This window comes from Mesorhizobium sp. C264A, from assembly GCF_040324515.1.
GTDB lineage: Bacteria > Pseudomonadota > Alphaproteobacteria > Rhizobiales > Rhizobiaceae > Mesorhizobium.
Genome location: NZ_JAMYVY010000002.1, coordinates 1,604,639 through 1,627,452 on the forward strand (window position 1 = coordinate 1,604,639; position 22,814 = coordinate 1,627,452).

20 protein-coding genes are annotated in these 22,814 nt (G+C 63.8%); 9 read left to right on the plus strand and 11 right to left on the minus strand.

Going from position 1 to position 22,814, the window contains the following annotated elements; all coding sequences use genetic code 11:
- The first annotated feature begins 58 nt into the window (after positions 1–58).
- On the plus strand, positions 59–994 hold the full coding sequence (locus NKL04_RS26865; protein ID WP_023700196.1) for a phytanoyl-CoA dioxygenase family protein: 936 nt from the start codon (positions 59–61) through the stop codon (positions 992–994).
- Positions 995–1,013: 19 nt separating this feature from the next.
- On the opposite strand, the gene NKL04_RS26870 is transcribed toward NKL04_RS26865, so the two are convergent.
- Together NKL04_RS26870 and htpX are read right to left on the minus strand one after the other, a co-directional pair.
- The gene (locus tag NKL04_RS26870) at positions 1,014–2,399 is read right to left on the minus strand and encodes an RsmB/NOP family class I SAM-dependent RNA methyltransferase (protein ID WP_023700197.1); all 1,386 of its coding nucleotides are present in this window, start codon (positions 2,397–2,399) and stop codon (positions 1,014–1,016) included.
- A complete protein-coding gene (gene htpX, locus NKL04_RS26875) occupies positions 2,390–3,415 on the minus strand; it encodes a zinc metalloprotease HtpX (RefSeq protein WP_023700198.1) in 1,026 nt (341 codons plus the stop codon). The genes NKL04_RS26870 and htpX overlap by 10 nt, the downstream gene beginning before the upstream one ends.
- Before the next feature lie 105 nt (positions 3,416–3,520).
- Here htpX and NKL04_RS26880 point away from each other — a divergent pair, with 105 nt between their 5' ends.
- Entirely contained in the window at positions 3,521–3,727 is a 207-nt protein-coding gene (locus NKL04_RS26880) for a DUF1674 domain-containing protein (RefSeq protein ID WP_023700199.1), read from the plus strand.
- Positions 3,728–3,860: 133 nt separating this feature from the next.
- Here NKL04_RS26880 and NKL04_RS26885 read toward each other — a convergent pair whose 3' ends face one another.
- Positions 3,861–4,526, minus strand: a complete 666-nt coding sequence (locus NKL04_RS26885) for an HAD-IA family hydrolase (RefSeq protein ID WP_023700200.1) — start codon at positions 4,524–4,526, stop codon at positions 3,861–3,863.
- Positions 4,527–4,706: 180 nt separating this feature from the next.
- On the opposite strand from NKL04_RS26885, the gene NKL04_RS26890 reads away from it, so the two are divergent.
- Together NKL04_RS26890 and NKL04_RS26895 are read left to right on the plus strand one after the other, a co-directional pair.
- The gene (locus tag NKL04_RS26890) at positions 4,707–5,576 is read left to right on the plus strand and encodes a transglutaminase-like domain-containing protein (RefSeq protein ID WP_023700201.1); all 870 of its coding nucleotides are present in this window, start codon (positions 4,707–4,709) and stop codon (positions 5,574–5,576) included.
- A 387-nt stretch (positions 5,577–5,963) separates the two neighbouring features.
- Positions 5,964–7,232, plus strand: a complete 1,269-nt coding sequence (locus NKL04_RS26895) for a class I SAM-dependent methyltransferase (RefSeq protein ID WP_023700202.1) — start codon at positions 5,964–5,966, stop codon at positions 7,230–7,232.
- A gap of 66 nt (positions 7,233–7,298) precedes the next feature.
- Here NKL04_RS26895 and NKL04_RS26900 read toward each other — a convergent pair whose 3' ends face one another.
- Together NKL04_RS26900 and acs are read right to left on the minus strand one after the other, a co-directional pair.
- A complete protein-coding gene (locus NKL04_RS26900; protein WP_023700203.1) occupies positions 7,299–8,036 on the minus strand; it encodes an MOSC domain-containing protein in 738 nt (245 codons plus the stop codon).
- A gap of 9 nt (positions 8,037–8,045) precedes the next feature.
- Positions 8,046–10,001 carry an acetate--CoA ligase gene (acs, locus tag NKL04_RS26905; RefSeq protein WP_023700204.1) on the minus strand — a complete coding sequence of 652 codons (1,956 nt, stop codon included), beginning with the start codon at positions 9,999–10,001 and terminating at the stop codon, positions 8,046–8,048.
- A gap of 305 nt (positions 10,002–10,306) precedes the next feature.
- On the opposite strand from acs, the gene NKL04_RS26910 reads away from it, so the two are divergent.
- Positions 10,307–10,579 carry an usg protein gene (locus NKL04_RS26910; RefSeq protein ID WP_023668649.1) on the plus strand — a complete coding sequence of 91 codons (273 nt, stop codon included), beginning with the start codon at positions 10,307–10,309 and terminating at the stop codon, positions 10,577–10,579.
- Positions 10,580–10,637: 58 nt separating this feature from the next.
- Here the strand turns inward: NKL04_RS26910 and NKL04_RS26915 are convergent, their stop codons facing one another.
- Together NKL04_RS26915 and NKL04_RS26920 are read right to left on the minus strand one after the other, a co-directional pair.
- The gene (locus NKL04_RS26915) at positions 10,638–11,672 is read right to left on the minus strand and encodes an aldo/keto reductase (RefSeq protein ID WP_023700205.1); all 1,035 of its coding nucleotides are present in this window, start codon (positions 11,670–11,672) and stop codon (positions 10,638–10,640) included.
- A 43-nt stretch (positions 11,673–11,715) separates the two neighbouring features.
- Positions 11,716–12,897: an MFS transporter gene (locus NKL04_RS26920; protein WP_352724639.1), complete on the minus strand. Its 1,182-nt coding sequence runs from the start codon at positions 12,895–12,897 to the stop codon at positions 11,716–11,718.
- 123 nt (positions 12,898–13,020) lie between these two features.
- Between NKL04_RS26920 and NKL04_RS26925 the strand changes: the two genes are divergently transcribed.
- The gene (locus tag NKL04_RS26925; RefSeq protein WP_023700207.1) at positions 13,021–13,929 is read left to right on the plus strand and encodes a LysR family transcriptional regulator; all 909 of its coding nucleotides are present in this window, start codon (positions 13,021–13,023) and stop codon (positions 13,927–13,929) included.
- A 51-nt stretch (positions 13,930–13,980) separates the two neighbouring features.
- Here NKL04_RS26925 and NKL04_RS26930 read toward each other — a convergent pair whose 3' ends face one another.
- From NKL04_RS26930 to NKL04_RS26940, 3 genes are all read right to left on the minus strand, one after another.
- Entirely contained in the window at positions 13,981–15,030 is a 1,050-nt protein-coding gene (locus tag NKL04_RS26930) for an aldo/keto reductase (protein ID WP_023700208.1), read from the minus strand.
- A 154-nt stretch (positions 15,031–15,184) separates the two neighbouring features.
- Positions 15,185–15,439, minus strand: coding sequence for a type II toxin-antitoxin system Phd/YefM family antitoxin (locus tag NKL04_RS26935; RefSeq protein WP_023700209.1), 255 nt, complete (start codon positions 15,437–15,439; stop codon positions 15,185–15,187).
- A gap of 89 nt (positions 15,440–15,528) precedes the next feature.
- Positions 15,529–16,191 carry a YggS family pyridoxal phosphate-dependent enzyme gene (locus tag NKL04_RS26940; RefSeq protein WP_023700210.1) on the minus strand — a complete coding sequence of 221 codons (663 nt, stop codon included), beginning with the start codon at positions 16,189–16,191 and terminating at the stop codon, positions 15,529–15,531.
- A 147-nt stretch (positions 16,192–16,338) separates the two neighbouring features.
- On the opposite strand from NKL04_RS26940, the gene leuS reads away from it, so the two are divergent.
- Both leuS and NKL04_RS26950 read left to right on the plus strand, forming a co-directional pair.
- Positions 16,339–18,966 (plus strand): leucine--tRNA ligase, encoded by a 2,628-nt coding sequence (gene leuS, locus NKL04_RS26945; RefSeq protein WP_023700211.1) that lies wholly within the window; start codon positions 16,339–16,341, stop codon positions 18,964–18,966.
- Positions 18,953–19,549, plus strand: coding sequence for an LPS assembly lipoprotein LptE (locus NKL04_RS26950; protein ID WP_023700212.1), 597 nt, complete (start codon positions 18,953–18,955; stop codon positions 19,547–19,549). Before leuS ends, NKL04_RS26950 begins: the two co-directional genes overlap by 14 nt.
- Before the next feature lie 89 nt (positions 19,550–19,638).
- Here NKL04_RS26950 and fsa read toward each other — a convergent pair whose 3' ends face one another.
- The gene (fsa, locus tag NKL04_RS26955) at positions 19,639–20,289 is read right to left on the minus strand and encodes a fructose-6-phosphate aldolase (protein ID WP_352724928.1); all 651 of its coding nucleotides are present in this window, start codon (positions 20,287–20,289) and stop codon (positions 19,639–19,641) included.
- Between the two features lie 95 nt (positions 20,290–20,384).
- Here fsa and NKL04_RS26960 point away from each other — a divergent pair, with 95 nt between their 5' ends.
- Positions 20,385–22,568 (plus strand): primosomal protein N', encoded by a 2,184-nt coding sequence (locus tag NKL04_RS26960; RefSeq protein WP_023700213.1) that lies wholly within the window; start codon positions 20,385–20,387, stop codon positions 22,566–22,568.
- Positions 22,569–22,814 lie beyond the last annotated feature (246 nt).

Genomic DNA, 22,814 nt, shown 5'->3' on the forward strand with positions numbered 1-22,814 from the left:
CGAGCGTGCGAACAGTGTGGCATTTCCAGCTAAGGATGGAAAATCGCAGGTGGCTGAAATGTCAAGCTCAACAGGTGGCACGCAACGACGGATTCCTGTTGCGTCAATCGATCTGAACGCCAACGGCAAGACATTATCGATGGCGCCGAACCGGTTAGGTCATCTCGTGCCAACCGACGCCGGGATCGGCATCGATGCCATTCGAGGCCTCCTTGCCGAGCAAGGCTATGTCTGGCTGAAAGGTATGCTGCCGCGCCGCGACGTCATCGATTTTCGCGGCTGGGTGTTTTCGTATCTGGCCGACACCGGCTTGCTGCAGCCCGGGTCCGATCCCGCGCTTGGCCTGGCGGCGGCCGGCACGTTCGACCGTCAGCTCGCCGATCGCCGGTTGATGGCGCTGGTTCGCTCCACCGCCTATGAAGGGTTCTGCGCACAGCCCCTGATGGCTCGGCTGATGGATGCGTTCGTCGGCGGGCTGTCCTATTTGCACAAGCGCAAGATCATGCGTTTCGCCCAACCGGGCACCACTGTGGCGACGCCGGCGCATTACGACCTCGTCTATCTGCGCGGCGGCACCAGCCGCATCGTCACTGCCTGGATCCCGATCGGCGACGTTCCCGTCGACATGGGCGGCCTGGTCTATCTCGAGGGATCGCACGCCATCGGCCTCGACATGGAGGCCCGGTTCGCCAGGGAAAATGCCGGGCTGAGCCCGCAGGAGCGCATCAGCGCCTACAACAGGAACATGAGCGAGGGCGGCTGGGTGTCGAAGGACCTGCCCGACATGGCGGAGCGGTTCGATACACGCTGGCTGATCGCGGATTTCGAGGCCGGCGATGTCGTCCTCCACTCGCCCTACATGATCCACGCCTCGACGACCAACCAGAGCGCGGAGGGGGGTATCCGGCTCTCCACCGATATCCGCTACCAGAATGTCGATGATGAGATCGATGCAAGGTGGGGGAAGCACTGGTCCTTGGACGACATGCTTTAGGCATGTCGTCGCGTTGGAGTCAGGCCAGTCGTCGCATGCGGGCGGCGAAGAAGCCGTCCAGGCCGGAAACCCCTGGCGAACCAAGGTCAAGATCGGCGGGTGTGGTGCGCAGCGTGCCTTGCAGGGTCAGGAAGGCGTCGATGCCAGCGATTTCGCCGGGCTGCAGCGGATCGTCGGCGACGGTCTTGTTGCCGGCCAGAAAGGCGCGATACAGATCCTCGCCTTCGATCGGGTCCAGCGAACAGTTGGAAAAAACAATCCGGCCGCCCGGTTTGACCAAAGTGACGGCGCGGGCGAGCAGCTTTGCTTGCAGATCGGCTAGCTTTTCGACGTCGGCTACCGTCTTGGTCCATGGCACGTCCGGGTGGCGCCGAACCGTGCCGGTGGAAGAGCAGGGCGCGTCGAGCAGGACGGCGTCGAAAAGCTCCGCCGGCTGGTATTTCAGCAGATCGGCCTGCACGATCTCGGCGGACAGCCCAAGCCGTTCGAGGTTCTGCGTCAGCCGCGCCAGCCGGTTCTTCGAGGTGTCCAAGGCGGTGACTTTGGCGCCGGCAAGGATAAGCTGAGCGGTCTTGCCGCCGGGGGCGGCGCAGAGATCGGCGACGCGTAATCCTTTGACATCGCCGAACAGCCGCGCCGGAAAACTGGCGGCGGCGTCCTGGACCCACCATGCGCCTTCGCTGAAGCCCGGCAGTTCGGTGACGGAGGCGCTGAGCTTTTCCACTCGCACCGTGCCGGTCGGCAGCACGATGCCGCCGAACTTTTCGGCCCACAATTCGGGATCGGCCTTGACCGTGAAATCGACCGGCGCCTCAACGCGATGCGCCGCCAGGATCTGTCTGGTCATCTCGGCGCCATAGGCGGCCTTCAGCCGGTCGGAGAACCATTTTGGCGCCTCGTCGGTGGCGGCAAGAGCTGCCGGCAGTTCGGTCTCCTTGGCGCGCGCCAAAGTGCGCAGCACGCCGTTGACGAGGCCGGAAAAGCGCTGCGTGCGTGGGTCCGACTTGGCGTGGGTCACAGCCAAATCGACGGCGGCGCTGTCGGGGATGTCGAGGAACAGGATCTGCGCCGCCGCAACATGCAGGATGTGCGACAAAGCTGTGGCGTTGGGCGGCAGCGGCTTTTCAAGGCGGCGGGCGAGGAGCCCGGCAATGGTCATGCGGTAGCGCAGCGCGGTCACCAGTATGGCGCGCACCAGGCCGCGGTCGCGCAAGTCGAGCACCTTGTATTGCGGATGGCCGTTCTCGTGGTCCGTCAGCCCGTCGAGCGGCGTTTTGGCGTCGATAACGGCGGCCAGCAGCCGCGCCGCGGCCTTGCGCGCGGCGAGGCCGGCGACGAATTCGTCCGAGCTGTTTTCGCGATCGCCTGAATGTGCGGGCCGGGATCTGGCGCCGCTCACGACCACGGACCTTTGGGTCCGGTCGGATTGCGGCCCCACGGATTGGCTTTCGGCTTGGCCGGTTTGGTCGGCTGCGTGGGGCGTGCTGCCTTACCCCACGGACCTTGCTCGGCATCGGCCGGCAATTCTTCGATCGGCTCTGGCGTCGGCGCCTGGCGCGGCGCCGGCTGGCGGCCTGCCATGTCGCGCGCCATCGCCTGCAGCGCGGCGATGCGGTTGTCGGTGTTCGGGTGGGTCGAAAACAGGCTGTCCATTCGCTCGCCGTGAAGAGGATTAATGATGAAGAGATGCGCGGTCGCGGGATTGCGTTCGGCATCCGGGTTGCGGATGCGTTCGGCGCCGCGGGCGATCTTGTCAAGCGCTGATGCCAGCCAAAGCGGATTTCCAACGATTTCGGCGCCGCGCCGGTCGGCCTCGTATTCGCGGGTGCGGCTGACCGCCATCTGCACGATCATGGCGGCGAAGGGCGCGACCAGCATCGCCACCAGCACGCCGACAAAGCCGAACGGGTTGTTGTTGTCGCGGCTGCCGCCGAAGAAGAAGGCGAAATTGCCGAGCATCGAGATGGCGCCGGCGAGTGTCGCGACAATGGTCATGGTCAGCGTGTCTCGATGCTGGATGTGGGCCAGCTCATGCGCCATGACTGCCGCCACCTCCTCATGCGACAGGCGCTCCAGCAGCCCGGTCGAGGCCGCGACCGCGGCGTTCTCGGGATTGCGGCCGGTGGCGAAGGCGTTCGGCTGCGGATTGTCGATCAGATAGGTCTTGGGCATCGGCAGGCCGGCCTGCTTGGCCAACGCCTCGACGATGGCGTGGAATTCGGGCGCGTTCTTCGCGTTGACCTCGACGGCGCGGTTCATCGACAGCACCATCTTGTCGGCATTCCAGTAGCTGAACAGATTGGTGCCCGCGGCGACCAGGAAGGCGATCATCATGCCGCCGGTGCCGCCGATCAGAAAGCCGACGCCCATGAACAGCGCCGTCATCGCGGCCAGAAGCATGGTGGTGCGTAGCGTGCTCATCATCTGCTCCCTGTGCGGCCGTGGCAAAAAAAGGTCGATCGGGGTGAACTCATGGCTATATGATGGGAAACGCCGCCCTTCGTTTCAATCCGCCCGGACTATCGCATGACCGACCAACCCAGCAAAGCCGATGCCGACCGGGAGAAGGACCTGACGCCGGCGGCCAGCCGATCGCTGGCTGAAGCCGAGGCGCGCCGTGAAGCGTATCGCCAGAAGGAAGCTGCGCTGCCGAAGGAAATCGGCGGCCGCGGCGGCAAGGAACCCGGCCGCTACGGCGACTGGGAAGTGAAGGGACTGGCTAGCGATTTCTAGGGGTTCAGGAACGGAAGAACTGGGGAACTGGTGAACTGAAGAGTTGAAGAAAAAGGCGCATAGCAGTCCTCCAGTCCTCCAGTCCTCCAGTCCTCCAGTCCTCCAGTCCTCCAGTCCTCCAGTCCTCCAGTCCTCAGGCCGCGCTGCGCTGTGCCCCCAGCGTCATCCAGCCGCTGTCATCGATGGCGATGGAGACGGTTTCGTAGCCGCCAATCGAGTTGTGCTGAGTCGTCATTGGATGCTGGTGAGTGGCGCTGATCACCATCACCGACGCGCCCGCTGCTTCCGCCGCCGCGATACCGGCCGGTGCGTCCTCGAAGACCAGACAGTCGCCGATATCGACGCCGAGCCGTTTTGCCGCCAGCAGGAAACAGTCGGGCGCCGGCTTGCCGTGCGACACATCCTCGGCCGCGACCACCAAGGCGGGAACCGGGATGCCGGCGGCCCGCATGCGCAGCAGCGCCAACGGGCGCGGCGCCGAGGTGACGATCGCCCAGCGCTCTGGCGGCAAAGCGTTGAGGAACAGCACGGCGCCGGCGATCGGCAGCACGCCTTCGACGTCGTCCGACTCGGCCTGCAACAGCACAAACGCCTCATGAACAGGGTCGACGCCGGGAAGCGCCAGCCTGGTGATGGTCTCGACCGCCCGCACGCCATGGATCGTCGGCAGGAAGGCTTCGACGTCGAGATCGTGCTTAAGCGCCCACGCCGCCCAGACGCGCTCGGCCGAGGCGATCGAATTGAGCACCGTGCCATCCATATCGAACAGGAACGCGGCGAATTTTCTGCCTGCAAACATCAGATTTTCCACGGGGTTAGGGATCGTTTCGGGAGGGTCAAAACATGTCGTGCGACCGTAACGTCGCCACGCCTGCCTGGGAAGCCGCGGGAGAGCCTTTTCGATAGTTCCAGGGAACCATGGTCCCGCCTCTGGCGTTTTGAGCATACTGTTTTCCACGGGATCGAAGGGGCAATCATTGTGCTGATCCGGCTCGGCTACGAAATCGCCATTGAATGCGTCGGCGCCACGCCGGTCATCTCGCTGCTTGATATCCACAGGGATCGTCAGGCCGACATCAAACGGCAGACGCGCGTGCTGACGTCGCCTTCAGTGCCGAGCAAGGTCTATCACGATCTGTTCGGCAATACCTGCCGCCGCTTCACCGTACCCGCCGGCAGTTTCCGCATTCTCTATGACGCAGCCGTCGAGGACAGCGGCGAGCCTGACGCGGTCAACACGCTGGCCAGGGAAGTGCCGGTGGCGGAACTGCCGGACGATGTGCTCGGCTACCTCCTCGGCAGCCGCTATTGCGAGACCGATCATCTGAGCAGTCTGGCCTGGCAGCTTTTCGGCCATGTTCCCTCTGGCTGGGCGCGGGTGCAGGCGATCGTCGACTATGTCCACAACCGGCTGTCCTTCGGCTATGGCTATGCGCGGTCGACGCGCACCGCAGCCCAAGCGCATGAGGAGCAGGTTGGTGTATGCCGCGACTTCGCCCATCTGGCGATCACGCTCTGCCGCTGCATGAACATCCCGGCCCGCTATGTGAACGGCTATCTCGGCGACATCGGCGTGCCGGCCGACCCGGCGCCGATGGATTTTTCGGCCTGGATGGAAGTGTTCCTCGACGGCAAATGGTACACGTTCGACCCCCGTCATAATCGTCCGAGGATAGGCCGCGTCGTCATCGCGCGCGGTCGTGATGCCACGGATGTGCCGCTGCTGCACAGCTTCGGCCCGCATCAGCTCTCGCTGTTCAAGGTCTGGACCTATGAGCAGGAAGGCAATCTGTTCAACCCGCCCTATCACGGCGTCGACAAGACCGTCAGTGCGCGGATGCTGGCGTGACCGGATTCTGATTCGCTTCGACACACAATCCGGAAATGGAAAAGGCCGCCGCTTCTTGACGAAGCCGGCGGCCTTCCGTGTTTCCGTCCGTGGCGCGGCCAATGGCGGCGACCGAGGTCACCCGCCGCGCTTATCGCGCCTTAACGGGAAGACTGCTTCCCGAAAGTGCAATCCGCTGAGGCCACGTTCTGGAAAACGAAATCACTCGACATCGGATCACCTCCTTTCGATTTGTTGAACACGTACAGATGATGGGGTGCGTTGCAGCAAAAAACAAGATGCCGATTTGAAATAGGTGGCGAGCCGCCTTTTGCGCCGGGTTGCGAAGAGCCGCGAGGGCGGGCAAAATCCATGCAAGGTGGATTGTCAGGACTCGGGAGGATGGCCATGGAGGCAGCCGAGAAGGCCGCGCGCATCGTGCGAACGGTGATCGAAACGCTGAAGCCGGGTTTTGCGGTCAAGCTGTGGACCGGCGAGCGGATCGGTCCCGCCACCGGGCCCGTGCTCACCATCAACGACCAGGACATCGTCTGGCAGGTGGTGAAGCGGCCATCGTTGTCGACGCTGATCGAGATGTGGATTTCCAAGACGATAGACATCGAAGACGGGACGATTTTCGATTTCTACGCACTGCCGTCGCAAGGCAAGCTCAGGACCAAGCTCAAGTCACTGCCGAAGCTGGCGATCCTGCGCGACCTGCCGGCGGTGCTCCTGTCACGCAAGCAGATGAGTGCACGCACCGATCTGTCGGGTCGCAACCCCTATGTCAGCGGGTCGAGCCAGGAGGCGATCCAGCATCACTACGACATTTCGAATGCCTTTTACCGGCTCTTCCTCGACGAGCGCATGGTCTACAGCTGCGGCTACTTTACGGATTTCGCCAATGGCATCGACCAAGCGCAGGCCGACAAGCTCGACCATATCTGCCGCAAGCTCAGGCTGAAATCGGGCGAAAAGCTGCTCGACATCGGCTGCGGCTGGGGCGCCATACTGATCCATGCGGCCAAAAATTACGGCGTCGTCGGCCATGGCGTGTCGCTGTCGCAGGCGCAGACCGATCTCGCCCGCGAGCGCATCCGCGCCGAAGGGCTGCAGGACCGCATCACCATCGAGATCAAATCCTATGCGGAGCTCAAAGGCTCCTTCGACAAGATATCGTCGATCGGTATGTTCGAGCATCTCGGGCTCGCCAACCACGCCACCTATTTCAAGACCATCCATCGCTTGCTGAAGCCCGGCGGCATCTATCTGCACCACGCCATCACCAGGCGCAGCAAGGGCGACTTGAAGAAAACCTTGCGCAAGGGGCCGGAGTTCAAGGCGCTGCTCAAATACATTTTCCCAGGCGGCGAACTCGACACGATCGGCATGACGCTGGGCAATCTGGAGGCGCATGGCTTCCTGGTCTACGACGTCGAGAATCTGCGCGAGCACTATGCGCGCACCTGCCGGCTGTGGGCCGAGCGGCTGCAGGCTCGCTTCGACGAGGCGGTCGCCGAAGTCGGCGAGGCCAAGGCACGGCTGTGGCTGCTTTATCTCACCGGCTGCTCGATCACCTTCGAGCGCGCCTCGGCGCAGATTTTTCAGACCGTCGTCACCAAACGCGCACGCGGCCCGAGCGGGCTGCCGCCGACACGGGCGGATCTGTATCGGTAGGGATAGGATTCGGGGCCGAACCCCACGCTTTCCAAGGTCTGCGATTCGCTGCCTCGCGGTAGAGGCCTACACGAACCGCATCGGCGCGCCGATCTCGACACGGGCAGGCCTGTCCACAGTGCAATAGACGCCAAGATTATGGGCGTTGTGGCGGACCAGATTGCGCAGGATGCCGGGATCGTGGTCAAAGCCGTCCTGGCTGATGATGGTGAAGCCGCAGCGGCGGCACGGCTCCGAGACGGTCACCAGCAGGTCGCCGATGGCAAGCTTGCGGCCAATCCATTCGGTCTCGGGAAACGAGCCTTCGACCGCCGCCATGTCGACGACGATGTTGGGGCGGAAGCGGCGCGGATCGGGAATGCCTTCGGGGTGCAGCGCCTTGAGCCGGGCCGGCGATGCGGTGGTCAAGAGATGGATCGGCGCTTTGCGGTAGCGCGCCGCGGTCAGCGGGCCGGTGTAGCCGGGAGCGTTGTCCTGGCTGAACGGCCGGATCGAGGCGGCGAAGCCGAGATAGGTCGAGACGGCGCTGTCGCATTCAGCGCCCGGCGCTACCAGCCAGTCGCCGTCGGGAACGGCGATCTCCAGCTTGCGGTCCTTGCTCAGCCGGGTGCGGATGCGCGGCACCTTGTGCCACTTGGCGTCGCGGTCGGGCCGCGCGATCTCATTGTCCGAGACATCGACAAGGCCGAACAGCCGGTCGCCGTCGATGGTTTCAAGGCCGACCGAAATGGCGTCCTGGCGTTCGCCGGCAAGCGAACTTGCAGGGTAACGCCAGAGCTCCGTGACTGCGCCCAGTGCAGCCATCAAATCCCCTCAGCCCTTCTTGTTCTGGCGGTTGGCGATTAGATCATCGACCACCGCCGGATCGGCCAGTGTCGAGGTATCGCCGAGCGCGGAAAAATCGTCCTCGGCGATCTTGCGCAGGATACGGCGCATGATCTTGCCGGAGCGGGTTTTCGGCAGTCCGGGCGCGAACTGCAGCTTGTCGGGCGAGGCGATGGCGCCGATCTCCTTGCGGACATGGGCCACGAGCTCCTTGCGCAGTTCCTCGCTCGGCTCCACGCCTTTCATCAAGGTAACGTAGCTGTAGATGCCCTGGCCCTTGATGTCGTGGGGATAGCCGACGACAGCTGCTTCCGACACCTTCTCGTGGCTGACGAGCGCCGATTCGACCTCGGCCGTTCCCATGCGGTGGCCGGAAACGTTGATGACGTCGTCGACGCGGCCGGTGATCCAGTAATAGCCGTCGGCGTCGCGGCGACAGCCGTCTCCGGTGAAGTATTTGCCCTTGTAGGTGGAGAAATAGGTCTGCACGAAGCGGTCGTGATCGCCATAGACCGTGCGCATCTGGCCGGGCCAGGAATCGGCGATGCAGAGATTGCCGTCGGCCGCCCCTTCCAGCACCTTGCCTTCGCCGTCGACCAGTTGCGGTTTGATGCCGAAGAAGGGCCGCGTCGCCGAACCGGCCTTGAGGTCGGTGGCGCCGGGCAGCGGCGTGATCAGGATGCCGCCGGTCTCGGTCTGCCACCATGTGTCGACGATCGGCACCTTGCCGTTGCCGACGACGTTGAAATACCACTCCCATGCTTCCGGATTGATCGGTTCGCCGACCGAGCCCAGCACGCGCAGCGACTTGCGCGAGGTCTTCTTCACCGGTTCGTCGCCGGCGCCCATCAGCGCGCGCAGTGCCGTCGGCGCAGTGTAGAAGATGTTGACCTTGTGCTTGTCGATGACTTCCCAGAAGCGCGACTGCGAGGGGTAGTTCGGCACGCCCTCGAACATCAGCGTGGTGGCGCCGTTGGCGAGCGGGCCATAGACGATATAGCTGTGGCCGGTGACCCAACCGACATCGGCGGTGCACCAGTAGATATCGCCATCATGGTAGTCGAAGACATATTGGTGGGTCATCGAGACATAGACAAGATAGCCGGCAGTGGTGTGCAGCACGCCCTTCGGCTTGCCGGTCGAGCCTGAGGTGTAGAGGATGAACAGCGGATCCTCGGCCTTCATCTTCTCCGGCTTGCAGTCGCCCTTCACCGTGGCGATCTCGTCATGGTACCAGATGTCGCGTCCCTGAACCCAGCCGGTCTTGCCGCCGGTGCGGCGCACGACGACCACTTTTTCGACCTTGGTGCCGGCCTTGGCGGCGATTTCGATCGCTCTGTCGGTGTTTTCCTTCAGCGGGATCGGCTTGCCGCCGCGCAGGCCCTCGTCGGCCGTGATGACGAAGGTCGACTTGCAGTCATCGATGCGGCCGGCCAAGGCGTCCGGTGAAAAGCCGCCGAAGACGATCGAGTGGATGGCGCCGATGCGGGTGCAAGCCAGCATCGCGTAGGCGGCTTCCGGGATCATCGGCATGTAGATGGTGACGCGGTCGCCCTTCCTGACGCCGTGCTTCTTCATCACATTGGCGAGCCGGCAGACATGCTCGTGAAGCTCGTTATAGGTGACCTTCTTGTCGTCGTAGGGATTGTCGCCTTCCCAGATGATGGCTGTCTGGTTGCCGCGCTTCTTCAAATGGCGGTCGATGCAGTTGTAGGAGACGTTGGTTTCGCCGTCCTCGAACCATTTGATCGAGACCTTGCCCTCGAAGGAGGTGTTCTTGACCTTGCTGAACGGCTTGAACCAGTCGATGCGCTTGCCGTGCTTGCCCCAGAACTTGTCCGGATTCTTCACGCTGTCAGCATACCATTTGAGGTAGGTGTCATTGTCGATCAGCGCATTCTTCTTCCACGCCGGCTGGACGCGGTGGATCTTCACCTCGGACATGTCTTCACTTTCCTCCCAAACCACCCCGCCGGCTTGACCACAGCCAGGATCACGGCGACGCAGCCGCGAATTCGGCGGCATTATTAACAGTTCCGCGCTGACGGCAACATTAGACGTTGGATTCGCGTGGCGGGATGCCGCAGCTCCCGTTTCGGTTGTATCAGCACTCGGCAGCGGTCGCTGCTAACTGCATGTTTTCGTGCATAAAACCCGACTGGGATCAGGAAAATCATAGACAGTTAAGGAACGGCGCGCACAATTCGGTGTTGGGAGGAATGGAGAATCAACTAGGCCAAGGGGCTGTCATGCGCGATCATTCCGAAATGGACCTGATGCTCAAGGGGTATGGCCTGACCACGGCCAAGATTCTGTACCATTTTCCCGACCACCCGCATCTGCTGCAGAGCTTCATCTGGCAGGATTACGATCTGGCGCCGAAGTTTCCGGTGCTGATCAAGTTCATCGAGTTCTGGAAGGCCAGGCTCGACGGGCCGCTGCATTCGATCAGCTACACGCACCAGAAGCTGATCGCGCCGAACGAATGGCGGAAGGTGGATGGGGAGTTCGTGCTGCACTAAGCGGCAGTATAGCTGATCTCCCCCTTGCGGGGGAGATTGGCAGCTTCAACGTCGGCGATCACACCGCCGGGGGGTTCAGCCGGGCGAAACCTTCCTGGCGGCGATAGGGGAAGTACGGGTAGGGCGCTGTGACCTCGCTTGCAGCGTCGAGTTTTTTGATCTGCTCCGGCGTCAACGCCCAGCCGACGGCGCCGAGGTTCTGGCGCAGCTGTTCCTCGTTGCGGGCGCCGATGATGACCGAGGACACGGTCGGGCGCTGCAAGAGCCAGTTGATGGCGATCTGCGGCACGGTCTTGCCGGTCTCTTCAGCCATCGCATCAAGCGCATCCATGACCCGGTAGAGATGTTCGTCCGCGACCGGCGGGCCGAAATCGGCGGTGTCGTGCAGCCGGCTCTTTTCCGGCAGGGGCTGGCCGCGGCGGATCTTGCCGGTCAGGCGGCCCCAGCCGAGCGGGCTCCACACCAGCGCGCCGATGCCCTGGTCGATACCGAGCGGCATCAGCTCCCATTCATAGTCGCGACCGACCAGCGAGTAGTAGACCTGATGCGCGGCGTAGCGCGGGTAGCCATGCTTGTCGGCCTCGGCCAGCGACTTCATCAGTTGCCAGCCGGAGAAGTTGGAGACGCCGACATAGCGCAGCTTGCCGGCGCGCACGAGGTCGTCCAGCGTCGACAACACCTCCTCGATCGGCGTGCCGGCATCGAAGGCGTGCAGCTGCAACAGGTCGATGTAATCGGTGCCCATGCGCTTCAGGGCGGCGTCGACGGCTTTGATCAGCCGCGAGCGCGACGAGCCGTAGTCGGCCGGTCTGTCGCCCATCGGCAGCGAAGTCTTGGTCGAGATCAGCACCGCGTCGCGGCGGCCTTTGATGGCTTCGCCAAGCACTTCCTCGGAGGCGCCGTTCGAATAGACATCGGCGGTGTCGAACAGATTGACGCCGGCCTCGAGGCAGATGTCGATCAGCCGCCGCGCTTCCTTGGCATCGCTGTTGCCCCAGGCCCCGAACAGCGGCCCGGAGCCGCCGAAAGTGCCGGCGCCGAAAGAGAGTGCGGGCACTTTCAGGCCCGATGCGCCGAGACGTCGATAATCCATTTTATGCTCCTTGATGATGTCGAAGAAGGATTGCGCGTGATGCTCATGACTGGGCGCAGACCGGCACCCCGATTGTGGGGGCGCGATCGAGGCGCAGCGCCAGGGCAGCGACGCCAAGAGCCGCGACCGGCAGCAAAGCGGCGATCCAGGTTAGTGAGCCGAGGCCGAGGCCATGGGCAATCACCGCGCCGCCAAGCCAAGCGCCGGCGGCATTGCCGAGGTTGAAGGCGGCGATGTTGAAGGACGAGGCGAGGCTCTGGCCCGCGCCTTGCGCCTTTTCCAGCACCCACATCTGCAGCGGCGCCACGGTGGCGAAGGCGGCGGCACCAAGCAGGCCGACATAGATGACGGCCAGGATTTGGCTGTGGACGGCGAAGGTCATTGTGGCCAGCACCAACGCCAGCACCACGAGGCTGCCGAGCACCGCCGGCACCAGCCAGCGGTCGGCGACCTTGCCGCCAAGCAGATTGCCGGCGATAAGACCGCCACCGAAGACGAGCAGGATCGGCGACACGGCGGCTTCCCCAAAACCGGTGATCTCGGTGAGCAGCGGGGCGATGTAGGTGAAGACGGCGAAGACGCCGGCATAGCCGAGCACGGTGGTGGCGAGGCCGAGCAGCACCGGCGTGCGGCGCAGCACTGCGAGGTCGGCGCGCAGATTGGTCTTCTCGGGCGCTTCCTTGCTGCGCGGCACCAGAAGCAGGATGACGGCAAAGGCTGCCAAGCCGACCAGGGTTACGGCCCAGAAGGTGGCGCGCCAGCCGAAGGTCTGGCCGAGCCAGGTGCCGAAGGGCACGCCGAGGATGTTGGCGATAGTCAGGCCGGTGAACATCAGCGCGATCGCCGAGGCCTTCTTGTTGGGCGCGACCAGGCCGGTGGCGACCACCGAGCCGACGCCAAAGAAAGTGCCATGGGCAAAGGCGGTGATGATGCGGGCGCCCATCAGCGTCCAGTAGTCGGGGGCGATCGCACAGGCGAGGTTGCCGAGCGTGAAGATCGCCATAAGGGCCAGAAGGACGGTCTTGCGGGGCCAGTTGCCGGTGGCGATGGTCAAAAGCGGCGCGCCGATGACGACGCCCAACGCGTAGCCCGAAATCAACTGGCCGGCGGCCGAGATCGAGACTCCGAGATCTTTGCTGACATCGATCAGCAGCCCCATGATGACGAATTCGGTGACACCGATGCCGAAGGCGCCGGCAGCGAGGGCGTAGAGAGCAAGAGGCATGGCGGTTTCCAGTTCGAACTCGATGAACGCGACCAGACCCGCGCCCCGACCGCAGAGATCGTGTTGCCATGCCTTGTGAACCAGACTTGCCTTGGGCATATTTCCTGTGAAATAGATTCACAAATGGCCAGACCCGATATCAACCGTTCCGGCGAGATCGAAGTGTTCGTCCGCGTCGTCGAGGCGGGCAGTTTCTCGGCTGCGGCTCGTTCGCTGCGTATGACACCGTCGGCGGTGAGCAAGCTGATCGCGCGACTGGAGGCAAGGCTCGGCGCGCGGCTGGTCACGCGCTCGACGCGCAAGCTGCAGCTGACGCCGGAAGGGACGGCGTTCTATGACAGCGGGGTGCGCATCCTGGCCGATATGGCGGCGGCCGAGCGCGAGGCGGCCGTGGGTGCCGCGCCGCGCGGACGGCTGCGCGTCAACTCCTATGTGCCCTTCGGGGTGCATCGGCTGATCCCGCTGCTGCCTGATTTCCTCGAACGCTACCCCGGGATTTCGGTCGATCTGGTGCTGACCGACAGCGTCATCGATTTGATGGCTGAGCGTGCCGACGTCGCCATCCGCGCCGGGCCGCTCGGCGAGTCGCGGCTGGTGGCGCGCAAGCTCGGGCAAAGCCGGATGACAGTCGTTGCCGCACCGTCCTATCTCAAGACGCATGGCACGCCGCTGGTTCCAGCAGATCTCGACCGGCACAATCGCATGGCTTTCGGCTTTGTCCGGCATGTCGATGGCTGGTCGTTTGTCGATGCAACCGGGAACGCCGTCATGGTGCCGATCACCGGAAACACGCTGGTCGGCGATGGCGAGTCGATGCGGTTGATGGCGGTCGGCGGCGCCGGCATCGCCCGGCTGGCACACTGGCATGTGGCCGATGACATCGCGGCGGGGCGGCTGACGGCGCTGCTGGAGGATTTCAATCCGGGCGACGAGGAGCCTACCCACGCCGTCTATGTCGGCCAGGGCCGGCATTTGCCCGCACGGGTGCGGGCGTTTCTCGACTTTCTGGTCGAGAGCGTGCGGATGAGCTGAAAAGACGTTGGGGAGCCAGATGACCCCCCAAGCATCAGGCGACAGCGATGACTATTTCTTCGGGGTGAACGGCGCCGGGCGGCGACCGGCGCCCTGACGCTCCAGCATCCAGCCGGGATATTCGGCCGGCAGCGCGCTGACCTCATCCAGTTTGGCGAGATCGTCGGCGTCGAGCTTCACCTCGGCCGCGGCTAGGTTCTGCTCGAGCTGCTCCATGCGGCTGGCGCCGATGATGACGCTCATGACGAAAGGTTTGGCCAGGACATAACCGAGCGCGACCGTAGCGACGCTGACATCGTGCTTTTTGGCGATGTCGCGCATGACGGCGACGGCTGCCCAGGCGCGGTCCTCATCGACCGGCGGGAAGTTGAAGGCGGCGCGGCGGCCCTCGCCATTGCCGGGCGCGCCGGGACCGTATTTGCCCGACAGCAGGCCGCCGGCCATCGGCGACCACACCATCAAGCCGAGCTTCTCCTCGTTGATGAGCGGCACGATCTCACGCTCGAGATCGCGGCCGGCGATCGAGTAATAGGACTGGATGGTCTCGAAGCGGGAGAACCCCTTGCGCTCGGCAATGCCCAGAGCCTTGGCGATGCGCCATGCCTGCCAGTTGGAGACGCCGACATAGCGAACCTTGCCGCTGGCAACCAGGTCATCAAGTGCCCGTAGCGTCTCGTCGATCGGCGTCACCGTATCGGTGCCGTGCAACTGATAGAGGTCGATATGGTCGAGCTGCAGCCGCTCCAGGCTGCCCTCGACCGAATCCATGATGTGGCCTCGCGAAGAGCCGCGCTCGTTCGGGCCCTGGCCCATGGCGCCATGCACCTTGGTGGCAATGACGACGTCCGAGCGCTTGACGCCGAGATCCCTGAGCGACTGGCCGAGCAGGCGCTCGGACTGGCCGAAGGAGTAGACGTCGGCGGTGTCGAAGAAATTGACGCCGGCGGCGATCGAACGGCCAACGATGTCGTTGACGCCCTTCTGGTCGAGGCTGGCGATCAGACCCCATTGGGCATTCTCGCCGGCGGCGCCGAAGGTCATTGTGCCGAGGCAGAGTTCGGAGACGAACATCCCCGTATTTCCGAGTTGATTGTAGCGCATGGTGGCAGCTCCAGAAGATTTGGTGATTACGCAAAGCAAATAGGAACGGTACGTTTCGTTTCCAGTGGTGGCGTAATCGACCGGATGCATCTGGCCCCATAGAACTCGTCAACCGTGGCGAGATGCGCGAGGCGATGTTTGTGTCGAAAATCTATCAGAATTCCACGGGTCGGATCATCGTCTCTGAGCGGCGGTTGACCTCCTCGACGAAATCGTCGTCCCATGCGGGACCGGAGAGGAGATATTCCGCAAGCGAAGGCTTTGCGCCGATCAGTTGGTCATAGTCATCAGGAGACAACACGACGGCAGCTGGCTTTCCGCGCAAGGTGATGGTTTGCGGCCCTTCTTCGCGCGCCTGTCGCACAAGCTTCGAAAGATTGTTTCGTGCGTCCCTGAGGTGCCAGTCCAAGAAGAATAGTCCTCGCTAACTCGGCCGGATGTGCTCGATACATTAGCTCGAAAAATCGGGGATCGACAGGTGTCTCGCGAAGCCGACGACTACCGGCTCCCAAAAATCGCCGAGCCGACCCGGACGCTGGTGGCGCCGAAGGCGATCGCGGTCTCGTAGTCGCCGGACATGCCCATCGACAGTTTGGCGACGCCGGCCTCCTTGCCGAGCTTTTCCAGCAGGGCGAAATGCGGGCCGGGATTCTCGTCCGCCGGCGGGATGCACATCAGGCCTTCGATGGCGAGGCCGTGGACATCGCGGCAGCGGGCAACGAAGGCAACGGCGTCGCGCGGCTCGATGCCGGCCTTTTGCGGCTCCGAGCCGGTATTGACCTGGACATAGAGTTTTGGTGCACGGCCTTGCCTAGCGATCTCCTTGGCGAGTTCGGCGGCGATCTTCTCGCGGTCGACGGTCTCGATGACGTCGGCGAGCGCGACGGCTTCCTTCGCCTTGTTCGACTGCAGCGGGCCGATCAGATGCAGCTCGATGTCGGGGAATTCAGTTTTCAGCGCCGGCCATTTGCCTTGCGCCTCCTGCACCCGGTTTTCGCCAAAGACGCGCTGGCCGGCCTCGATGACCGGGCGGATGGCGTCGGCCTCAAAAGTCTTCGACACAGCAACCAGCGTCACGGAGCCGGCGTCGCGGCCGGCCTCGCGCTCGGCGGCAGCGATCCTCGTCCTGACGGCGAAAAACTGTTCGACGGCGCTCGCCATGCCTATATCCTGCCTGTCTTTCTAGCCCTCGCCGGCTCACCGCAGTTGACGGGTCCGGCAATCCATGGTGAACACCGCCACGACATTTACCTTGGCCACCGGGCCTTGTCCGGCGGTCTGCGCCTGCTTTTAAGTGAAAATCATCCGATGGCAACCGAACGATACAATCCGCGCGCGTCAGAGCCCAAATGGCAGAAGGCCTGGGCCGAAAAGAAGCTGTTCGAAGCGCAGAACGACGACCCGAAGCCGAAATACTACGTGCTGGAGATGTTCCCCTATCCCTCGGGGAAGATCCATATCGGCCACACCCGCAACTACACGATGGGCGACGTGGTGGCGCGCTACAAGCGGGCCAAGGGTTTCAACGTGCTGCACCCTATGGGCTGGGACGCTTTCGGCATGCCGGCCGAAAATGCGGCGATGCAGAACAAGGTCCATCCCAAGGAATGGACCTACGCCAACATCGCCGCCATGCGCGAACAGCTCAAGATGATGGGCCTGTCGCTGGACTGGACGCGTGAGTTCGCCACCTGCGACGTCGACTATTACCACCGCCAGCAGATGCTGTTTCTCGATTTCGTCGAGAAAGGGCTGGTGACGCGCAAATCCTCCAAGGTCAATTGGGACCCGGAGGACATGACGGTGCTCGCCAACGAGCAGGTCATCGACGGGCGCGGCTGGCGCTCGGGCGCGCTGGTCGAACAGCGTGAGCTGACGCAGTGGTTCTTCAAGATCACCGATTTTGCGCAGGACCTGCTGGACTCGCTGGACGGCCTCGGCGAATGGCCGGAAAAGGTCAAGCTGATGCAGCAGAACTGGATCGGCCGCTCGGAAGGGCTGCTGGTCCGCTGGCCGCTGGCTGCTCCGGTTGGGGACACGCACGAGCTGGAAGTCTACACGACCAGGCCCGACACCATTTTCGGCGCCTCCTTCATGGCTGTCGCCGCCGACCATCCGCTGGCCAGGAAGGCCGCCGAGACCAATGTCGAACTGGCCAAGTTCATTGACGAAATCAGACATATGGGCACCTCGGTGGCCGCGCTTGAGACGGCGGAGAAAAAGGGCTTCGACACCGGCATCCGCGTCGTTCATCCGTTCGACGACTCGTGGACGCTGCCGGTCTATGTCGCCAATTTCGTGCTGATGGAATACGGCACCGGCGCCATATTCGGCTGCCCGTCGGGCGACCAGCGCGACCTCGATTTCGCCAACAGATACGGCCTGCCGGTGATCCCGGTGGTGATGCCGGAAGATGCCGACGCCAAGACCTTCCAGGTTACGGAAGAGGCCTATGTCGATGACGGCGTGATGATCAATTCGCGTTTCCTCGACGGCCTGAAGCCGGAGCAGGCGTTCGACGAGGTGGCAAAGCTCCTGGAGCAGAAGACCATCGGCGGCCGGCCAATGGCGGAGCGCAAGGTGAACTTCCGCTTGCGCGACTGGGGCATTTCGCGTCAGCGCTACTGGGGCTGCCCGATCCCGATGATCCATTGCGAGGATTGCGGCGTCGTGCCGGTGCCGAAGGCCGACCTGCCCGTCAAGCTGCCCGACGACATCGAGTTCGACCGTCCCGGCAATCCGCTCGACCGCCACCCGACCTGGCGGCATGTGAAGTGCCCGCAATGCGGCAAGGATGCGCGCCGCGAGACCGACACGATGGACACGTTCGTCGATTCGTCCTGGTATTTCGCGCGCTTCACCGCGCCCTGGGCCAATGAGCCGACGGAGCCCAAGGCTGCCGATGACTGGCTGGCCGTCGACCAGTATATTGGCGGCATCGAGCACGCGATCCTCCATCTGCTCTATTCGCGCTTCTTCACCCGCGCCATGCGCGCGACCGGGCATCTCGACCTGGCCGAGCCATTCAAGGGCCTGTTCACGCAAGGCATGGTGGTGCATGAGACCTACCGCGTCGGCGGTGCGTCGAACAATGGCCGCTGGCTGTCACCGGCTGAGGTCAAGATCGAGGATGTCGGCGGCAAGCGCCGCGCCATCGAGATCGCCACCGGCGAAGAGGCGGCGATCGGCTCGCTCGAAAAGATGTCGAAGTCGAAGAAGAACACGGTGAGCCCGGAAGACATCACCGACGGCTACGGCGCCGACACCGCGCGCTGGTTCATGCTGTCGGATTCGCCGCCCGAACGCGACGTGGAATGGACCGACGATGGCGCCGCCGGCGCGCACCGTTTCATCCAGCGTGTCTGGCGCCTGGTGTCGATCGCCGCCGAGACGCTCGATGGCGTCAAGCCACAGGCGGCGCAGGATGGCGAGGCCGGTGCCGTTTCCAAGGCCGCGCACAAGATCCTGAAAGCGATCGGCGAGGATATCGAGAAGCTCGGCTTCAACCGGGCCATCGCCCGCATCTACGAACTTGCCAATGCCTTGAACACGCCGCTCAACGACGTTGCCGAGGGCAAGGCCGATGCGGCGCTGAAAGGCGCCTGCCGCGAGGCGGTGGAGATCCTTGTGCATGTGGTCGCGCCGGTCATGCCGCATCTGGCCGAAGAGTGCTGGCACACGCTCGGCGGCACCGATCTGGTCGCCGAACGGCCATGGCCGGTCTACGACCCGGCGCTGGTGGTCGACAACGAGATCGTGCTGCCGGTTCAGGTCAACGGCAAGAAGCGCGGCGATTTGACAATTGCCCGCGACGCGGACCAAGGTGCGGTCGAAAAAGCGGTTCTGGCTCTCGACTTCGTGCAGAAAGCGCTGGAAGGTAAGGCGCCCCGCAAGGTGATCATCGTGCCGCAGAGGATCGTCAATGTCGTTGCTTGACCTCAGAAGGATGGGGCCCGATCTGGAAAAGACGACGCGCTTGCTGCGCCGCACCGCGCTCTGCGGGCTGGTGGCCTCGATGACGCTGGTTTCGGCCTGCACGGTCAGGCCGCTCTATTCGAGCGCGCCGCTGACGGCAGGCTCGACTGTCAGTGCGTCGGCGGAGCTCGCCTCGATCGCGGTCAAGCCGGTCAAGACCCGCTATGCCCAGCAGGTCCGCAACAATCTGATCTTCGCCTTCGGCCAGGGTGCCGGCGAAACGACGGCACCGGTCTACATGCTCGATCTCGGCGTCACCGAACTGGTCGAATCGGCCGCGGTGGTGCAGATCCAGACCGACGAAGACGAGCCGACGGCAGGCACGGTGACGCTGACCGCAAACTATGTGCTGACCGATGCCAGGACCGGCGTGGTGATCGCAACCGGCAAACGGTCGATCCCATCATCCTTCGACAAGCCGACGCAGGAGTTCGCCTCCTACCGGGCACAGCTCGACGCCGAGAACCGCGCCGCGCGTGAACTGGCTGAAATGGTGAGCCTGTCGGTCGCCCAGGACTTGGTCAGGCACGGCAAGAAGGCCTGAGCATTCCCTGGCGCTGCCAACTAGACTTTTAGCAGTCCGCAACAAAAAGGCCGGTTTCCCGGCCTTTTTTCGTTTGTATCGAACCGATCTCAGCCGATCTTCTGGCCGGTCTTGGCCCAGTCGGCAGCGAACTGATCCAGGCCCTTGTCGGTCAACGGGTGCTTGACCAGCGCCTTCAGCGTCGCGGCCGGCGCGGTAACGACATCGGCGCCGATCAGGGCCGCCTGCTTGACGTGGTTCACGGTGCGAACCGAAGCGACGAGGATCTCGGTGTCGAAATCATAGTTGTCGTAGATCTGACGGATTTCCTGGATCAGCTCCATGCCGTCGGCGCCGGTGTCGTCGACGCGGCCGACGAAGGGCGAGATGAACGAGGCGCCGGCCTTGGCTGCGAGCAGCGCCTGGTTGGCCGAGAAGCACAGCGTCACATTGACCATGCGGTTCATTTCGGTGCGGATCGTCCTGCAGGCGCGCAGGCCGTCGAGCGTCAGCGGCACCTTGATGCAGATATTGTCGGCGATCTTGGCCAGGACCTTGGCTTCGGCCATCATATCCTTGTATTCGGATGCAACGACCTCGGCCGAGACAGGACCCTTGACGATGTCGCAGATCTGCTTGGTGACCTCGGCGATCTTGCCGCCGGATTTCAGGATCAGCGAGGGATTGGTGGTAACGCCGTCGAGCAGCCCCAGGTCGTTCAGTTCCTTGATGTCCTTGATGTCAGCGGTGTCGACAAAAATTTCATGGGGGTCTCCTGAAAGATTTCCATGTGCATGCCATGCACATTCGGGGTTGCCCTTTGATCTAGACCAAAGTCGGGGCAAGGTCACGCCCGATGATCGAAGATTCGCCCTTTGTCGCAGCCGCGCCGGTGCTGGTGCCGATGCCCGCCGAACGGCCCTACACCTACGCTGTGCCCGCCGGCATGCGCGTGGTGCCGGGCTCGATCGTGCGCGTGCCGCTCGGCCCGCGCCAGGTTGCCGGCATCGTCTGGGACGGCGTGGTCGAGAAGGTCGACGCCAGGAAATTGCGGCCGATCGAGCAGGTTTTCGACTGTCCGCCGATCGACCGCGGCATGCGCCGCTTTGTCGATTGGCTGGCGCAGTACACACTGTCGCCGCCCGGCATGGTGGCGCGCATGCTGCTCAGGGCGCCGGAGGCCTTTGACCCCGAACCGTGGATCGAGGGCCTGCAGCGAACCCTCGTCATGCCCGACCGGATGACGGATGCCAGGACGCGCGTGCTGGAGACGGCCGAAGGCGGGCTTGCCTGGACGCGATCCGGGCTGGCGCATGCGGCGGGCGTGTCGTCGACGGTGATCGAGGGGCTCAAGGCGCAAGGCGTGTTCGAGACGGTGATGATCCCGCCGCGACCGGTGGTCGCAGCACCCGACCCCTCCTACGCCATGCCGGAGCTGATGCCGGACCAGGCCGATGCGGCCGCCATGCTGCGCGCCAATGTCGCGGCCGCCGCTTTCAATGTCACGCTGCTCGACGGCGTCACCGGTTCGGGCAAGACGGAGGTTTATTTCGAAGCGGTGGCGGCGGCTCTCGATCAGGGCAAGCAGGTGTTGATACTTTTGCCGGAGATCGCGCTGACGCATGCCTTCCTCGAACGCTTCCAGCAGCGCTTCGGCGCCAAGCCGGCGGAATGGCATTCCGACCTGCCGCCCAGAATGCGCGAAAAGGTCTGGCGACAGGTGGCGGAAGGCGGCGTGCGCGTCGTCGCCGGCGCGCGCTCGGCGCTGTTCCTGCCTTTCAAGGAACTCGGCCTCATCGTCGTCGACGAGGAACACGACCCTGCCTACAAGCAGGAAGACCGCGTCTTCTACAATGCCCGCGACATGGCGGTGGTGCGCGGCCATATCAGCAGCTTTCCGGTGGTGCTGGCATCGGCGACGCCATCGGTCGAAAGCCGGGTCAATGCGCAGCAGGGCCGCTACAGCAGGGCGGTGCTGTCGGCGCGCTTCGCCGAGGCCGCGCTTCCCGATCTCAAGACGATCGACATGCGGCGTGCGCCGCCGGCCCGCGGCGGCTTCCTGTCGCCGCTGCTGATTGGAGAGATGCAGCGCACGCTGGAGAGACAAGAGCAGTCGCTGCTGTTCCTCAACCGGCGCGGCTACGCGCCGCTGACACTGTGCCGGGTCTGCGGCCACCGCTTCGGCTGCCCGGTCTGCTCGGCCTGGCTGGTCGAGCACCGCTTTCGCGGCCAACTCGTCTGCCACCATTGCGGGCACAATGAGAAGCGGCCGGAGGCCTGTCCCGAATGCGGCACGCTCGACCATCTGGTCGCCTGCGGGCCTGGCGTCGAGCGGATAGCTGAAGAAGTCGTGGCGCATTTCCCCGACGCGCGCACGATCGTCCTGTCATCCGATTTGATGGGCGGGGTGCGCCGGCTGCGGCTGGAGCTCGAGGCCATCGCCAATGGCGAGGCCGACATCGTCATCGGCACGCAGCTGGTCGCCAAGGGCCATAACTTTCCCAACATGACGCTGGTCGGCGTCGTCGATGCCGATCTCGGCCTCGCCAATGGCGATCCGCGCGCCGCTGAGCGCACCTTCCAATTGCTCAGCCAGGTGACTGGACGCGCCGGCCGCACCGGCAAGAAGAGCCTCGGCCTGCTGCAGACTTTCCAGCCGGACCATCCGGTGATGCGGGCGATCGTCTCGGGCGATGCCGAGGCCTTTTACGAACGCGAGATCACTGAGCGCGAACGGGCAGCCCTGCCGCCCTTCGGCAGGCTTGCCGGCGTCATCGTCAGTGCGGTGACGCGGGCCGAGGCCGAAGGCCACGCGCGCGGCCTGCGCCGTGCAGCACCCCAGGCCAGCGACCTGTTCGTGCTCGGTCCGGCCGAGGCGCCGCTGTCGCTGCTCGGTGGGCGCCATCGTTTCCGTTTGCTGATCCAGGGTGAAAAGCGCGCCGACATCCAAGGCTTCATCCGCACCATGCTGGCCGAAGGGCCGAAGCAGCGCGGCTCGGTCCGCGTGCAGGTCGACATCGATCCGCAGAGCTTCTTGTAAGCACAAAGGCTGACGCCGCCGCCGGCCGCCCGTAAGCCGTTTGTCAAGAAAACTCAGCATCTTAGTGCCGGCTAAATGCGCGCCGTTCATGTACCCGGCTCCCATCCGTTCGCTGACTAATCCTGATTTGAAAAGCCACAAAATAAATGTTGACTCGTTTTATCATGAATTATAACTGGGCCTTTCCGCTCTGGCGCTGGGGACCAGGGCATGGATGGGGACAGCATGCGCAGATTTTTCAGTACG

Coding starts and splice junctions, on each gene's coding strand:
- NKL04_RS26900 (WP_023700203.1), bottom strand. CDS start 8,036: ATGGCTGCACTGGGCGCAGTCACGGAGCTCTGGCGTTACCCTGCAAGT.
- leuS (WP_023700211.1), top strand. CDS start 16,339: ATGGCAACCGAACGATACAATCCGCGCGCGTCAGAGCCCAAATGGCAG.
- NKL04_RS26960 (WP_023700213.1), top strand. CDS start 20,385: ATGATCGAAGATTCGCCCTTTGTCGCAGCCGCGCCGGTGCTGGTGCCG.
- NKL04_RS26865 (WP_023700196.1), top strand. CDS start 59: ATGTCAAGCTCAACAGGTGGCACGCAACGACGGATTCCTGTTGCGTCA.
- NKL04_RS26895 (WP_023700202.1), top strand. CDS start 5,964: ATGGAGGCAGCCGAGAAGGCCGCGCGCATCGTGCGAACGGTGATCGAA.
- NKL04_RS26885 (WP_023700200.1), bottom strand. CDS start 4,526: ATGTTTGCAGGCAGAAAATTCGCCGCGTTCCTGTTCGATATGGATGGC.
- NKL04_RS26915 (WP_023700205.1), bottom strand. CDS start 11,672: ATGGATTATCGACGTCTCGGCGCATCGGGCCTGAAAGTGCCCGCACTC.
- NKL04_RS26940 (WP_023700210.1), bottom strand. CDS start 16,191: ATGGCGAGCGCCGTCGAACAGTTTTTCGCCGTCAGGACGAGGATCGCT.
- acs (WP_023700204.1), bottom strand. CDS start 10,001: ATGTCCGAGGTGAAGATCCACCGCGTCCAGCCGGCGTGGAAGAAGAAT.
- NKL04_RS26930 (WP_023700208.1), bottom strand. CDS start 15,030: ATGCGCTACAATCAACTCGGAAATACGGGGATGTTCGTCTCCGAACTC.
- NKL04_RS26880 (WP_023700199.1), top strand. CDS start 3,521: ATGACCGACCAACCCAGCAAAGCCGATGCCGACCGGGAGAAGGACCTG.
- NKL04_RS26920 (WP_352724639.1), bottom strand. CDS start 12,897: ATGCCTCTTGCTCTCTACGCCCTCGCTGCCGGCGCCTTCGGCATCGGT.
- NKL04_RS26910 (WP_023668649.1), top strand. CDS start 10,307: ATGCGCGATCATTCCGAAATGGACCTGATGCTCAAGGGGTATGGCCTG.
- NKL04_RS26950 (WP_023700212.1), top strand. CDS start 18,953: ATGTCGTTGCTTGACCTCAGAAGGATGGGGCCCGATCTGGAAAAGACG.
- htpX (WP_023700198.1), bottom strand. CDS start 3,415: ATGAGCACGCTACGCACCACCATGCTTCTGGCCGCGATGACGGCGCTG.
- NKL04_RS26925 (WP_023700207.1), top strand. CDS start 13,021: ATGGCCAGACCCGATATCAACCGTTCCGGCGAGATCGAAGTGTTCGTC.